We start from the raw sequence: 14,327 nt of genomic DNA, 5'->3' as shown, positions 1-14,327 counted from the left end.
CGCGTCCCGTCTGGACAGACTCAAAATCGCGCTTTTATTGTATAGACAATTAGCCGCTTGCAAAGGGCCCACCGATGCGTTTCGACCGAGTGCTGACAGATGCCCGCCTGGCCACGATGGTGCCGGGCGAGACGCCCTACGGTACGATCGAGGCAGGGGCGATCGGGATTTCCGGTGAGCGCATCGCCTGGGTCGGGCCGGCGGCCGACCTGCCGGGCGAGGCCGATATCACCGACAACCTGGAAGGCCGCTGGGTCACGCCGGCGCTGGTCGATTGCCATACCCATCTCGTCTTCGCCGGGGACCGGTCGGACGAGTATGAGCGCAAGCTGGCTGGCGAGAGCTATCAGGCCATCGCGAAGGAAGGCGGCGGCATCCGCAAGACCGTCGAGGCCACCCGCAAGGCGGGGGCGGCGGAACTGGCTGCCGGAGCGCTCTCCCGCCTGGATGCCTTTGCCAGCGAGGGTGTGGGCACGATCGAGATCAAGTCGGGCTATGGCCTGACCCGTGAGAGCGAGCTGACCCAGCTCAAGGCGGCGCGCGGCGTCGGCCTCGCCTCGGGCATGCGCATCGTGCCCACCCTGCTGGCCGCGCACACCATACCGGTGGAGTATGAGGGGCGTTCGGGCGCCTATATCGATGAAGTCTGCATCCCGCTGGTCCGGGAGGTGGCGAAATCGGGCCTGGCCGAGGCCGTGGACGCCTATTGCGAGACCATCGCCTTTTCGCCCGAGGAGACGCGGCGTCTCTTTATTGCTGCCAAGGCGGCAGGCCTGCCGGTGAAGCTGCATGCCGACCAGTTGTCCGATACGGGCGGTGCGAAACTGGTGGCGGAATTCGGCGGACTCTCGGCGGACCATATCGAGTACACCCGTGCCGACGGCGTGGCGGCGATGGCGAAGGCGGGCACGGTCGGCGTGCTCCTGCCCGGCGCCTTCTATGCACTGCGCGAAAAACGCCTGCCGCCGATCGGGTTGATGCGCGATGCGGGCGTTCCCATGGCCGTGGCGACCGATGCCAATCCGGGCACGTCGCCCCTGGTCTCGCTGCTGACCGCGGCGAACATGGCCTGCACCCTCTTTCATCTCACCGTCGAGGAGGCCTTTGCCGGTATCACCCGGGAGGGCGCCCGCGCCCTGGGCCTGAGCGGCGAGATCGGCACGCTGGAGGCGGGCAAGAGGGCGGATCTGGCGATCTGGGACATCGAACGTCCCGCGGAACTGGTTCAGTGGATCGGACGGCGGCCCCTGCATGGCCGCGTCCTGGGAGGAGAATGGTTGTGAGTGCCATCACCGTGACACCCGGCGCCATGCGCCTGGCCGACTGGGCCGCGATCTATCGCGGCGGTGCGCCGAAGATCGGGGCCGGGGCGAAGGCGGCGGTCGATGCCGCCGCACAGACGGTGGACGATCTCATCGCCTCGGGCCGGGCGGTCTACGGGCTCAATACCGGGTTCGGCAAGCTGGCCCAGACGCGCATCGCCGACGACGAACTGGCGACGCTTCAGGAGCGTCTGGTGCTCTCCCATGCCGCCGGCGTCGGCGAGGCGCTGCCCGAACGGATCGTGCGGCTGATCCTGGCGCTGAAAATGGCGTCGCTCGGGCGCGGCGCCTCCGGCGTACGCTGGACCACGATCGAGGCGATCCAGGCGATGCTGGACGGGGATGTCCTGCCGGTGATCCCGTCGCAGGGCTCGGTCGGTGCCTCCGGCGATCTCGCGCCGCTGGCCCACATGTCCGCCGCCCTGATCGGGGCCGGCGAGGCGACATGGAAGGGCGAGCGCATGCCGGCCGCCGATGCGCTGGCAAAGGCCGGCCTGGAGCCGGTCCGGCTGGGTCCCAAGGAAGGTCTGGCCCTTCTTAACGGCACGCAGACCTCCACCGCGCTGGCGCTGGCCGGCCTGTTCGAAGTCGAGGCCGGGTTCAAGACGGCGCTGGTCTCCGGCGCCTTCTCGGTGGAAGCGGCCAAGGGCTCCGTGGCGCCCTTCGACAAGCGCATCCACGCCCTGCGCGGCCATCCCGGCCAGATTGCCGTGGCCGCCGCGCTGCGCGACCTGCTGGACGGTTCGGCCATCCTGGCCAGTCATGCCGATTGCGAAAAGATCCAGGATCCCTACTGCCTGCGCTGCCAGCCCCAGGTGATGGGCGCGGTGATGGACCTTCTGGACCAGGCCGGCACGGTGCTGGAACGCGAGGCCAACGCCGTCACCGACAATCCGCTGGTCTTCACCGATACGGGCGAGGCGATCTCCGGCGGCAATTTCCACGCCGAACCGGTCGCCTTCGCCGCCGACCAGATCGCCATGGCGGCCTGCGAGATCGGCTCGATCTGCGAGCGCCGGGTGGCGTTGCTGACGGATCCGGCTGTCTCCGGCCTTCCGGCCTTCCTGACTCCCAATCCCGGCATCAATTCCGGCTTCATGATCGCCCATGTCACCGCTGCGGCCCTGGTCTCGGAGAACAAGCAGAAGGCCTGGCCCGCCTCGGTCGACAGCATCCCCACCAGTGCCAACCAGGAAGACCATGTCTCCATGGCCACGCACGGCGCCTTCCGGCTGCTGAAAATGGCGGAGAACCTGCATTGCGTGGTCGGGATCGAGGCGATGAGTGCGGTGCAGGGCATGGATTTCCATGACGGGCTGACCTCGTCGGTGCGCCTGGAACGGGCACGGAAAACCCTGCGCGACAAGGTTCCCGCCCTGTCCGACGACCGCTATTTTGCTGCCGATATCGACCAGGCCCGCCGCCTGGTCGCGGGCGGGGCGCTGGCCGTGGCGGCGGGTGATCTGCCGGGAATCGCCTGATGGATATCTACCAGCTGCATCGCGGTACATCGCCGCTGATTGTCTCCATGCCGCATTCGGGCACGGCGCTGAGCCCGGGCCTGGAAACGCGGCTGAGCGATCCGGCGCGCGGCCTGCCGGATACGGACTGGCACGTGCCGCAGCTCTACGATTTCCTGGGCGGGTTCAAGGCCTCGATCATCAGGGCGAACTACTCGCGCTATGTAATCGACCTCAATCGCGATCCCACCGGCACCTCGCTCTATCCCGGGCAGGCGACCACGGAGCTGGTTCCGACCACGCTGTTCGACGGCACGCCGATCTATCGCGAGGGCGAGGCGCCGGACGACGAGGAGACCGAACAGCGCCGCACCGAGTATTACGATCCCTATCACCGTGCGCTCACCGAGCTGATCGTGCAGACACGCATGGAGCACGGCTATGCCCTGTTGTGGGATGCCCATTCCATCGCCAGCCAGGTCCCGCGCCTGTTCGAGGGCACGCTGCCCGACCTCAATCTGGGCACGAATGGCGGGGAGAGCTGCGACCGCTCGATCGAGCGCTGGGCGGTGAAGGCGATGATGGACCACGATGACTACGCCGCCATCGTCAATGGCCGGTTCAGGGGTGGCTGGATCACCCGCGCCTATGGCCGGCCCGGCCAGAATGTCCACGCCCTGCAGATGGAACTCGCCCAGTCCGCCTACATGCATGAAGGCCCGCCCTGGGCCTTCGACGAGACCCGGGCGGAGGCCCTGCGCGCCGCCCTGAAGGACACGATCAAGGCAGCGCTGGATGCCGCCGCCATGCTATATTCCGGAGAGGTGAAGTAAGTGACCCAGACCCGCCGCGACAATTCCCGCACCATCCGCGCCAGGCACGGCAGCGAACTCGATGCCACCCACTGGGCCGCCGAGGCACCGCTGCGCATGCTGATGAACAATCTCGATCCCGAAGTTGCCGAAAAACCGGAAGAGCTGGTCGTCTATGGCGGGATCGGCCGGGCCGCGCGCGACTGGGAGAGTTTCGACCGCATCGTGGCGACCCTGAAACGCCTGAATGAGGACGAGACCCTGCTGGTCCAGTCCGGCAAGCCGGTCGGGGTGTTCCGCACCCATGCCGACGCCCCGCGCGTGCTGATCGCCAATTCCAATCTCGTGCCCCATTGGGCCACCTGGGAGCATTTCCGCGAGCTCGATAAGAAGGGGCTGATGATGTACGGCCAGATGACGGCCGGCTCGTGGATCTATATCGGCTCCCAGGGCATCGTGCAGGGCACGTACGAGACCTTTGTCGAGGCGGGCCGCCAGCATTTCGGCGGCGACCTTTCCGGCAGGTGGATCCTCACCGCCGGACTGGGCGGCATGGGCGGGGCCCAGCCGCTGGCCGCGACGATGGCCGGCGCCTCGATGCTCGCCGTGGAATGCCAGCCCAGCCGCATCGAGATGCGTTTGCGCACGGGCTATCTCGACCGGCAGGCCGGCGATCTCGACGAGGCGCTGGCGGTTATCGGGGAGGCCTGCGCCAGGGGCGAGGCGGTCTCTGTCGGCTTGCTGGGCAATGCGGCGGAAGTGCTGCCCGAACTGGTGCGCCGTGGCGTGAAGCCCGATCTCGTCACCGACCAGACCTCGGCGCACGATCCGGTCAATGGCTATCTGCCCGCCGGCTGGTCCCTGGAGGACTGGGAAACCCGGCGCGAAAGCGATCCCGACGCCGTCGCCGCCGCCGCGAAAAAATCCATGGCGGTGCATGTGAAGGCCATGCTCGACTTCCATGCGCAGGGCATTCCCACGGTCGACTACGGCAACAATATCCGCCAGGTCGCCTTCGACGAGGGTGTGGAGAACGCCTTCGACTTCCCCGGCTTCGTGCCGGCCTATATCCGTCCCTTGTTCTGCAAGGGCATCGGCCCCTTCCGCTGGGCGGCGCTGTCGGGCGATCCGGAGGATATCTACAGGACCGACGCCAAGGTGAAGGAACTCATCCCGGACAATCCGCACCTGCACCGCTGGCTCGACATGGCGCGCGAGCGGATACAGTTCCAGGGCCTGCCCGCACGCATCTGCTGGGTCGGCCTGGGCGAACGCCACAGGCTGGGCCTGGCCTTCAACGAGATGGTGGCGAAGGGCGAGCTGAAAGCCCCCGTCGTGATCGGCCGCGATCACCTCGACTCAGGCTCCGTCGCCAGCCCCAACCGCGAGACCGAGGGTATGATGGACGGATCCGACGCCGTCGCCGACTGGCCGCTTTTGAACGCCTTGCTGAACACCGCCTCCGGCGCCACCTGGGTGTCCCTGCACCATGGCGGTGGCGTGGGCATGGGCTATTCCATGCATTCCGGTCAGGTGGTGATGGCTGACGGCACGCCGGAGGCGGCCCGGCGCGTGGAGCGTGTGCTCTGGAACGATCCGGGCACCGGCGTGATGCGTCATGCCGACGCGGGGTACGAGATCGCCAAGGACTGCGCGCGCGAGCAGGGCCTGGATCTGCCAAGCGTGTAACTCCTTCTCCCCGACCGGGGAGAAGGTGGCCCGTAGGGCCGGATGAGGGGCGGCCGCGTCAGCGGCCAGGCAAAGTGTCTTTGCTGGCGTCCGTGCCGGACGCGCCCCTCACCCCTCGCTGCGCTCGGACCTCTCCCCGGCCGGGGAGAGGTGGGGCCGGGATGACAAGCGCTTGCCGGCTTAATAGAAGTGGCGGGACGAATCCCCATCAGGAGCCCCCGCCATGTCCGACGCCTTTTTCGCCGATCTCAAGTCCGAGCTCGCCCAGATCGAGGCCGACGGGCTCTACAAGCGCGAGCGGATCATCACCTCGCAGCAGTTTTCCGAGATCGACGTGAAGACGGACGGGCATTCCGGTCACGTCATCAATTTCTGCGCCAACAACTATCTCGGCCTGGCCAACCGGCCCGAACTGATCGAGGCGGCGAAGGAGACACTGGACAGCCACGGTTTCGGCGTCGCCTCGGTGCGTTTCATCTGCGGCACCCAGGACCTGCATAAAGCGCTGGAAGCGAAGATCGCGGCTTTCACCGGCTGCGAGGATGCCATCCTCTATGCCGCCGCCTTCGACGCCAATGGCGGCGTGTTCGAACCGCTGCTGGGGCCCAAGGATGCGATCGTTTCCGACGCGCTCAACCATGCCTCCATCATCGACGGGGTGCGATTGTGCAAGGCGAAGCGCTATCGCTACGCCAATTCGGACATGGACGATCTGGAGACCCAGCTGAAACAGGCCCGCGCCGACGGCGCGCGCCACATCATCGTGGTCACCGACGGTGTCTTCTCCATGGACGGCTATATCGCCAACCTGCCGGAGATCGTGCGGCTGGCGAAACAGTATGACGCGCTGACCATGGTGGACGATTGCCACGCCCACGGCTTCATGGGCGCGAAAGGCCGCGGCACACCGGAGCATTGCGGTGTGCTCGGCGAGATCGACATCATCACCGGCACGCTGGGCAAGGCGCTGGGCGGCGCGATGGGCGGGTTCACCGCCGCGCGCAGGGAAATCGTCGACATGCTGCGCCAGCGTTCGCGGCCCTATCTCTTCTCCAACTCGCTGGCGCCGTCCATCGTCGGCGCCTCGCTCAAGGCGCTGGACATGGTGGCCGCGGGCGACGATCTGCGCGCCCGCCTGTTCGACAATGCGCGGCGCTTCCGCAAGGGCATGAGCGAGGCCGGGTTCGACCTTCTGCCCGGCGAGCATCCGATCATCCCGGTCATGCTGGGCGATGCGAAACTGGCCCAGGAAATGGCGTCGAAACTGATGGATGAGGGCGTCTATGTGATCGGCTTCTTCTATCCCGTCGTGCCCAAGGGCAAGGCGCGCATCCGCACCCAGATGTCCGCCGCCCACACGCCGGACATGATCGACCGCGCCGTGGCGGCCTTCACCAAGGTGGGCAAGGAAATGGGCGTGGTGTGAGTTTCCTCCCCACGATAGGGGGGAGGGGGACCCGCGAAGCGGGGAGGGGCCGCCGAGTCAGCGGCGGAATGTCCGAGCCAGGCTCCGCCGCCTTCCTCCTCCGCCTTCGGCTCCGGAGGCCCCTTCGACCCGTTGCTGCGCATCGGCCCACTTCCCCACTTGCGCGGGGAAGAAAGGAGACGCGGTGACATGACCCACGACACCGACGCCATCGTCATCGGCGCAGGCGCTGTCGGTCTCGCTTGCGCCTTTGCCCTCGTCCAGCGCGGGTTCGAGACCATCGTGCTGGAAAAGGAAAAAGCGATCGGGCAGGGCGTCTCCTCGCGCAATTCCGAGGTGATCCATGGCGGGCTCTACTATCCCACGGGCTCGCTGAAGGCCCGGCTGTGCGTGGAGGGGCGGCGCCAGCTCTACGCCTTTCTGGAACGCCGCAATATCGGGCACGCCAAATGCGGCAAGCTGGTCGTGGCGACCGAGCCGCACGAGATCGAGCGGCTGGACGCTATCCTCGACCGGGCCCGGGCCAATGGCGTGGAGGGCATGCAGCGCCTTTCCGGCGCCGAGGCGCGGTCGCTGGAGCCGGGCCTGCGGGCCGAGGCGGCGCTGCTCTCGCCGGAAAGCGGGGTGATGGACGCCCACGGCTATATGGACGCGCTGGCCGGCGAGATTTCCGCGCACGGCGGGGCGATTGCCGTCAACACCCCGTTCGCCGGAGCAAGGCCGCTCAAGGGCGGCGGGTTCGCCATCCGAACGGGCGGAGACCACGCCACCGAGGTGACGGCGCGCCATCTGGTGATCGCTGCAGGGCTGGGCGCGCAGGCAGTGGCCGGCACGATCGGGACCTATCCGGCCGAGGCGATCCCGCCTCTGCATCTGGGCAAGGGCGTCTATTTCACCATGACGGGCCGGGCGCCGTTTTCCCGCCTTGTCTATCCGCTGCCCATTCCCGGCGCGCTGGGCACGCATTACCGCCGCGATCTGGGCGGGCAGGCCCGCTTCGGCCCGGACCTGGAATTCGTCGATGCAGAGGACTACAGCGTCGATCCGGCGCGAGGGGAGGCTTTCTACGCCACCATCCGCCGCTTCTGGCCGGACCTGCCCGCCGGCGCGCTGGTGCCGGACTATGCCGGCATCCGTCCCAAGCTGCACGGTCCCGGCGAGCCGCACCCGGACTGGCGTATCGACGGTGCCGACCGGCACGGGCTGAAAGGCCTGGTCACCCTCTTCGGCATCGAAAGCCCCGGCCTGACCGGCTCGCTGGCCATCGGCGAGCATGTGGCCGGCATGCTGGCGGACGGCCGGTAAGGCCTCGCCGCCGGCCCGATGAGGGACGCGGCCGGGGCCTTTTCCGGTGACCTTCGCGCCGGAATCCCGTACGCTTCTCACGAGAAGGGGTTTCGTCTGCCGGGCGAAATTGCATCCGTTTGATCGTTTGGGGGCATCACAACGGTAACCCGAGCGGAGGGGAGCTATGACGGACACATCCCAGAGCATTGGCGCAGCGCGTCCACAGGACGAAATGCTGCCGTTTCTCAACAACTTCCACGACATTTTCACCACGATCGGCGTGTTGATCCTGCTGGGCGGCCTGGCCGTCGGAACAGGGCAGGTGATGGCCATGCTCGATCTCGCCGAGGGCGAGCAGGGCTGGCAGGCCGTGCTGATGGGCCTGATCGGCGGGATCGCCGTGATCGTCTGGCTGCTCTCGAGCCTTCTGGTCGGGCGGCAAAGGCGCATCCTGCCGGGCATCGTGCTGAGCGGCGCCTTTGCTGTGGCTGCGGCGGTCGTGCTGATCTGGGGCTATGCCCAATTCCTGATCCACGGCATCGGTGTCGACGAGACCATGATCGAGACACCGTTCGATGCGCTGGAAGACAATATGGAATTCGGCCGCGATGCCGTGATGCAGGTGGCCGGCGGACTGCCGCTGCCGGTGCGCGTCCTGCCGGTGGTCTTCGCGCTGGCCTGCCTTCTGCCCGTGGCGGCCTATTACCTCAATTTCCGCCTGCCCTTTGCCGGCGGGCTGGCCGGTGTGGGCCTTGTCGGACTGGCTGTGGCCACGCTCTTCACGCTCGATCCCTATACGACGATCGTCTACATGCCGTCGGTGAGCGTCGCGGCCGGTGCGGCGCTTCTGTTCGCGGGGATCGTTTTCGACATGCGCGATCCGGAGCGCCAGACCCGGCTGTCGGGCACGGCGTTCTGGCTGCATTTCTTTGCCGCCCCGGTGCTGCTGACCGCCGTGCTCAACGTCACCCAGATCGGCTGGACGCTGAGCGAGGCGGATTTCGCCAATCCCGAACAGACCAATCTGCTGATGGCGCTGGGCGCGGATGACGGCAATGCCACGCGCCTGGCGGCCACCGCACTGGTGGTGATCGGGATCTTTGCCCTGCTCTCGCTGCTGATCAACCGGCGGGCGCTGATCGTGTCGGGCCTGCTGACGGCGGGTATCTCGATCGGCGTGATCGTCAATTCCGTGGGGCTGGATACCGGCGCGGTCATCGCCCTGACCCTGCTGCTTCTGGGCGGGGCCGTCGTTTTGCTGGGCGCAGCCTGGAACCCGGTGCGGCGCATCCTGCTGGCGCCGCTGCCGTCGGGCGGCCCGCTGGCACGGATTTTCCCGCCGGCCAACGGCCTGGTCGGCTGACGGCTTGACGCGCCCTGCCGCTTGCGGCCTGATCCCGGCAGGGGATCGGGCCGCGGTACGGGGAGCCGGACATGACCATGACACCGTCGCGCTGGGCCTTTGCCCTGAGTGTGCTTCTCGCCCTGGTGACCATGGCCTTCCCGCTGGCCCTGTTCGGTCAGCCGCCCGAACCGGCGGCGCCGCTGCATGACGGTTTCCGCACGCCCATCCTGGCCTTCGAATTCGCTACCCGGGCCGAGCATCTCGCCTTCCTGGAGGGCGAGGCGGGCGCAGAGATGCGGGCGCACATGCACCATGTCCAGTTTCTCGACTGGTTCTTCCCCGCCGCCTATGCCGGCATGGCCGTGGCGTTTTTCCTGGGCCTTGCCCTGCGGGGAAATTTCCTTGCCCTGATCGGTATTCCGCTTGCGCTCGGGACGATCCTCGCGGACTGGCAGGAAAACACGACCATGAATGCGATCCTGGCGGAAATGGACACGCCCTATTGCTCCGCGGATGTCCGGCCGGCGCGGGAGGACGGCGATGTCGTGCTGCGCGACTGCCTGCCCGAGAGCGCCTTCGCCAATGCTTCGCCCGCACTGGATCTCGCCTCCTACGCGCTGGACAGTTTTATCCCGGTGAAGGTGGAATTCCTGCGCGAGGACACCTGGATCAAATGGGGGCTGATCGGGGGTTATGCGAGCCTGATGGCGCTGTTGATGTGGTTCGGCCGCTGGCGTTTCCTGGCCATCCCGCCGGCCCTGGCCACCCTGTCGCTGCTGGCGCTCCGGGTCAGCGGTTCGAACGGCTTGGCCGCGGAAATCATGGCGCTGCTGCTCATTCCCTTCATGCTCACTTTTCCCGTGGCGGCTGTGATGTATTTTCTCGTCACACCCAAGGGCCGCCGCAAGACGCGCGCCCGCAAGCCACAGGTCGAGGGAAACCCATGAAAGCGCTGGTCAAGGCCAAGCCGGAGGAAGGGATCTGGATGGAGGACGTGCCCGAGCCGAAGATCGGCCCGGACGAGGTCCTGATCCGCATCCGCAAGACCGCCATCTGCGGGACCGATATCCATATCTTCAACTGGGACGACTGGGCCGCCAAGAATGTGCCCACGCCGATGGTCGTCGGGCATGAATATTCCGGCGAGATCGTCGATGTCGGCGCCAATGTCACCCGCGTGAAGGCGGGCCAGCGCGTCTCCGGCGAGGGTCATGTCGTGGGCGCGACCTCGCGGGCGGCGCGGGCCGGGCGTTTCCACCTCGATCCCGATACGCGCGGCGTCGGGGTGAATATCCCGGGCGCCTTCGCCGAATACATGAAACTGCCCGCGTTCAACGTGGTGCCGCTGCCCGGAGAAGTCAGCGACGAGATGGGGGCCATCCTCGATCCGCTGGGCAATGCGGTGCACACGGCATTGCAATTCGACATGATCGGCGAGGACGTGCTGATCACCGGCGCCGGCCCGATCGGCATCATGGCCGCGGCCATCGCCCGTCATGTCGGCGCGCGCCATGTGGTTCTGACCGACATCAACACTCACCGCCTTCACCTGGCCGGCCAGGTGGCACCGAACATCCGGACGGTCGACGTCTCGAAGGAAGATCTGAAGGATGTGCGCGACGAGCTGAAGATGACGGAAGGCTTCGATGTAGGCCTGGAAATGTCCGGCGCCCCGCAGGCCTTCGGATCCATGCTCAACAACATGGTGATGGGCGGCAAGATCGCCATGCTGGGCCTGCCGTCAAAGCCGATCGAGGTGGATTTCGGACAACTGGTCCTCAAGGCCATCACGCTGAAAGGCATCTATGGCCGGGAAATGTTCGAGACCTGGTACAAGATGATCGCCATGCTCGAGAGCGGGCTGGATGTTTCCCGCATCATCACCCACCGCTATTCCGCCGACGAATTCGCCAAGGGGTTCGAGGCGATGCGCTCGGGCAAGTCGGGCAAGGTCGTGCTGGACTGGGGGTCGTCATGAGCGCCGAACCGCGCGTGCCGCTGCAGGGTTTTGTCGAATACCCGCCGGAAGACATGAAGGCGCGGGTCACGGCCTTTTCGGAAAACCTGCGCCGCCGCCGCACCGTGCGCGATTTCGCCGACCGGCCGGTCGACCGCGCCATCGCCGAACAGGCCATACTGGCGGCCGGCTCGGCGCCGTCCGGCGCCAATCACCAGCCCTGGCATTTCGCCGTGCTCACCGACGCGGATCGCCGCAGACGTCTGCGCGAGGCGGCCGAGGCCGAGGAACGGGCCTTCTATGCCGGCAAGGCTTCGGATGAATGGCTCGAAGCGCTGGCGCCGCTGGGCACCGATGCCAACAAGCCCTTCCTGGAACACGCTCCGGTACTGATCGCCGTCTTCGCCCAGAAGCGGGGCGGGGAGCGGGCCGGCCAGTCGAAGAAGAATTACTACATCAATGAAAGCGTCGGCATTGCCTGCGGCTTCCTGCTGGCGGCGCTGCACGAGGCGGGCCTGGTGACGCTCACCCACACGCCCAATCCGATGCGTTTCCTCAACGAGGTCTGCGAACGCCCGCTGGACGAGAAGCCTTATATGCTTATCGTTGGCGGCTATCCGGCTGACGATGCCACGGTGCCCGAACACGCCCTGATCAAGAAGTCGCTGAGCGACATCACCAGCTGGCTTTGATGCTCTCCCCGCCGGCGCGGGGAGGAAAAAGGCGAAACACACAACAGAGCGCCCGGATCGGGGGAGGATCCGGGCGCCAGATTTGCCGACCAACCGTTATCTGATCGGGGCGCGTTTGCCGTGCTGGACCGGGAGTGAGGCAAGGGACCGGTCCGGCTGTCACGGGGTGGGGTAGACCCTCCTAGGCCCGCACGCGCCGGCGGATGGCTGTAAAGGACCAGATCAGCGCGACGATCCATCCGATCACCGTCCAGCCCAGGAGCAGGTTGGTCAGGAAGATCGCGAACGTGTTGTCGTGCCCGCGCAGCATCGCGACCAGCGTCGGGATGAAGTGCAGGATCAGCGCTGCGATCGCGACTTCCATTCCACCCATCATGACGCTCTCCATCTCCCTGGCTCCGTATTATCGAATTTCGATATGAATGTACGGGCGGGCCGGGTCCGGCGCAAGGGAGCGGCAGGAGGGATTGGAACGAAAACCGTCCCTCTCGGCGTCAGGAGGAGGTCGAGAGGCGATCGGTTCGCGGGGAAACCCCGAACTTGCGGCTGTACTCGCGTGAGAACTGGGTCGGACTTTCATAACCGACCGCGAAAGCAATGCTGGAGACATTGCCGGCGCCGCCCTGCAATTGCCGCCGCGCTTCCATCAGCCGCATCGATTTCTGGTATTGCAGCGGCGTCGTACCCGTCAGTGCGCGGAAGTGTTCGTGGAAGGCGGAATGGCTCATCCCCGCATCGCGCGCCAGCTCCGGTACACGCAGGGCGCTGGAATAGTCCCTCCGGATCCGGGCAATGGCGCGGGCGATGCGGTGGGCATGCGTATCCGGGCGCAGCTGGGCCTTCAGCAGGACACCGTCCCGGCTGCGCAATAGCCGGTAGTGGATTTCCCGGATGACAAGCGGTGCCAGGGCGCGCGCGTCCTCCGGGCTGCGGTGCAGGTCGAACAGGCGTCCCATCGCGGCGACCAGCGCCGGATCGGTCGGGGTGACGGTCATGGCGCTGCACACATGATCGGCCTCCAGCTCGGTCGGGATGGCCTTCGCGTCCAGTTCTGCGGCCACGTCGCGCAGGATGGCGAGGTCCAGTTCCAGGGCCAGGGCGAGATACGGGGTGCCGCGGGACGCGGTGACCACCCGCCCGGATGCGGGCAGGTCGAGACTGACGATCAGTGACTGGCCCTCGCTGAAAGTCAGGGGTTTGTCGCCCAGCACGCATTGTTTCGCCCCTTGGAGGACCAGGCAGAAAATTGGCTGATAGTCGATAACGTCGAATTCGGTCGGCCCACGGCTACGCACCAGCGAGAGACCGGGGATGGGGGTTGGGTTGGGCTGATCGTCAAAGCCCATGTCGTCAGCATAGGCGATCGCATCGCGTTTGAGTGCCGACAGGTCTGTCATCACACATCCTCCTGGTCATGGACTAGGCCTCCGGCGCGGGCGATGCAAGCTGCAGCCGGCCGGGTTTTGGAGGATCGGGCAGGTTTTGCGGAAAATGCGGCAGGCCCCGACGACGCGGCAGCGCTAGATCGGAGCCCCACCCCAACCGGAGGCATTTCCATGAGCCAAGACACCACTCCCGTCGTTCTGATCACTGGCGGCAGCCGCGGCCTGGGCCGCAATGCCGCGCTCCACCTGGCGCGCAAGGGCGCCGATATCGTACTGACCTATCGCAATGCGCGCGACGCGGCCGAAGCGGTCCGGACGGATATCGAGGCGCTGGGCCGCAAGGCCGAGATCCTGCCGCTCGACACCGGCGATACCGCCAGCTTCGGCGCGTTTGTCACCCGGTTGAAGTCGGTTCTCGACACGCGCTGGCAGCGCAGGACGTTCGACGGCTTGGTCAACAATGCCGGCCACGGCGTCTACAAGCCGTTCACCGAGACCGGCGAGGCCGAATTCGACAGCCTGATGAATGTGCATGTGAAGGGCGTCTATTTTCTCACCCAGGCCCTTCTGCCGGTCATCGCCGATGGCGGGCGCATCCTGAATGTGTCCACGGGTCTGACCCGTTTCGCCGTGCCCGGCTTTTCCGCCTACGCCGCGATGAAAGGCGCGATCGAGGTGCTGACGCGTTACCAGGCCCAGGAGCTGGGCGGGCGCGGCATCACCGTGAACACGCTGGCCCCCGGCGCTATCGAGACCGATTTCGGCGGCGGCATGGTGCGCGACAACGCGGACATGAATGCCGGAATCGCCGCGGCCACGGCACTGGGCCGGGTCGGTCAGCCCGACGATATCGGCGGGGCCGTCTCCAGCCTGTTGCTGGGTGACTTCATGTGGACGACGGCCCAGCGGATCGAGGTGTCCGGCGGCCAGAGCCTGTAGGACAGGCGGGCAT

13 protein-coding genes are annotated in these 14,327 nt (G+C 66.7%); 11 read left to right on the top strand and 2 right to left on the bottom strand.

The window, feature by feature from the left end; all coding sequences use genetic code 11:
- Nucleotides 1-74: 74 nt before the first annotated feature.
- The 10 genes from hutI (at nt 75) to Q1U94_RS07040 (ending at nt 11,990) form a co-directional block, all read left to right on the top strand.
- Nucleotides 75-1,283: an imidazolonepropionase gene (hutI, locus tag Q1U94_RS07085; RefSeq protein ID WP_300542988.1), complete on the top strand. Its 1,209-nt coding sequence runs from the start codon at nt 75-77 to the stop codon at nt 1,281-1,283.
- Nucleotides 1,280-2,803, top strand: coding sequence for a histidine ammonia-lyase (hutH, locus tag Q1U94_RS07080; protein ID WP_300542987.1), 1,524 nt, complete (start codon nt 1,280-1,282; stop codon nt 2,801-2,803). Before hutI ends, hutH begins: the two co-directional genes overlap by 4 nt.
- Complete coding sequence (gene hutG / locus Q1U94_RS07075; protein ID WP_300542985.1) at nt 2,803-3,615, top strand: N-formylglutamate deformylase; 813 nt, start codon at nt 2,803-2,805, stop codon at nt 3,613-3,615. Before hutH ends, hutG begins: the two co-directional genes overlap by 1 nt.
- Nucleotides 3,616-5,283 (top strand): urocanate hydratase, encoded by a 1,668-nt coding sequence (gene hutU / locus Q1U94_RS07070; RefSeq protein ID WP_300542984.1) that lies wholly within the window; start codon nt 3,616-3,618, stop codon nt 5,281-5,283.
- Between the two features lie 223 nt (nt 5,284-5,506).
- On the top strand, nt 5,507-6,709 hold the full coding sequence (locus Q1U94_RS07065) for a glycine C-acetyltransferase (RefSeq protein WP_300542982.1): 1,203 nt from the start codon (nt 5,507-5,509) through the stop codon (nt 6,707-6,709).
- 189 nt (nt 6,710-6,898) lie between these two features.
- Nucleotides 6,899-8,014 (top strand): NAD(P)/FAD-dependent oxidoreductase, encoded by a 1,116-nt coding sequence (locus Q1U94_RS07060; RefSeq protein ID WP_300542981.1) that lies wholly within the window; start codon nt 6,899-6,901, stop codon nt 8,012-8,014.
- A gap of 166 nt (nt 8,015-8,180) precedes the next feature.
- Entirely contained in the window at nt 8,181-9,359 is a 1,179-nt protein-coding gene (locus Q1U94_RS07055) for a hypothetical protein (RefSeq protein ID WP_300542980.1), read from the top strand.
- 71 nt (nt 9,360-9,430) lie between these two features.
- On the top strand, nt 9,431-10,288 hold the full coding sequence (locus Q1U94_RS07050) for a hypothetical protein (protein WP_300542978.1): 858 nt from the start codon (nt 9,431-9,433) through the stop codon (nt 10,286-10,288).
- Nucleotides 10,285-11,319, top strand: a complete 1,035-nt coding sequence (gene tdh / locus Q1U94_RS07045) for an L-threonine 3-dehydrogenase (protein WP_300542976.1) — start codon at nt 10,285-10,287, stop codon at nt 11,317-11,319. Before Q1U94_RS07050 ends, tdh begins: the two co-directional genes overlap by 4 nt.
- Nucleotides 11,316-11,990 carry a nitroreductase family protein gene (locus Q1U94_RS07040; RefSeq protein ID WP_300542975.1) on the top strand — a complete coding sequence of 225 codons (675 nt, stop codon included), beginning with the start codon at nt 11,316-11,318 and terminating at the stop codon, nt 11,988-11,990. Before tdh ends, Q1U94_RS07040 begins: the two co-directional genes overlap by 4 nt.
- A gap of 181 nt (nt 11,991-12,171) precedes the next feature.
- Here Q1U94_RS07040 and Q1U94_RS07035 read toward each other — a convergent pair whose 3' ends face one another.
- Both Q1U94_RS07035 and Q1U94_RS07030 read right to left on the bottom strand, forming a co-directional pair.
- A complete protein-coding gene (locus Q1U94_RS07035) occupies nt 12,172-12,366 on the bottom strand; it encodes a superinfection immunity protein (protein ID WP_300542974.1) in 195 nt (64 codons plus the stop codon).
- A 118-nt stretch (nt 12,367-12,484) separates the two neighbouring features.
- Nucleotides 12,485-13,387 (bottom strand): AraC family transcriptional regulator, encoded by a 903-nt coding sequence (locus tag Q1U94_RS07030; RefSeq protein ID WP_300542972.1) that lies wholly within the window; start codon nt 13,385-13,387, stop codon nt 12,485-12,487.
- Nucleotides 13,388-13,546: 159 nt separating this feature from the next.
- On the opposite strand from Q1U94_RS07030, the gene Q1U94_RS07025 reads away from it, so the two are divergent.
- The gene (locus Q1U94_RS07025; protein WP_300542971.1) at nt 13,547-14,314 is read left to right on the top strand and encodes an SDR family oxidoreductase; all 768 of its coding nucleotides are present in this window, start codon (nt 13,547-13,549) and stop codon (nt 14,312-14,314) included.
- Nucleotides 14,315-14,327 lie beyond the last annotated feature (13 nt).

This window comes from Maricaulis sp. (assembly GCF_030149515.1).
In the GTDB taxonomy this organism is placed as follows: Bacteria; Pseudomonadota; Alphaproteobacteria; order Caulobacterales; family Maricaulaceae; genus Maricaulis.
Note: the sequence above shows the minus strand (reverse complement) of the source record. Positions and strands in the feature narration are given on the sequence as shown.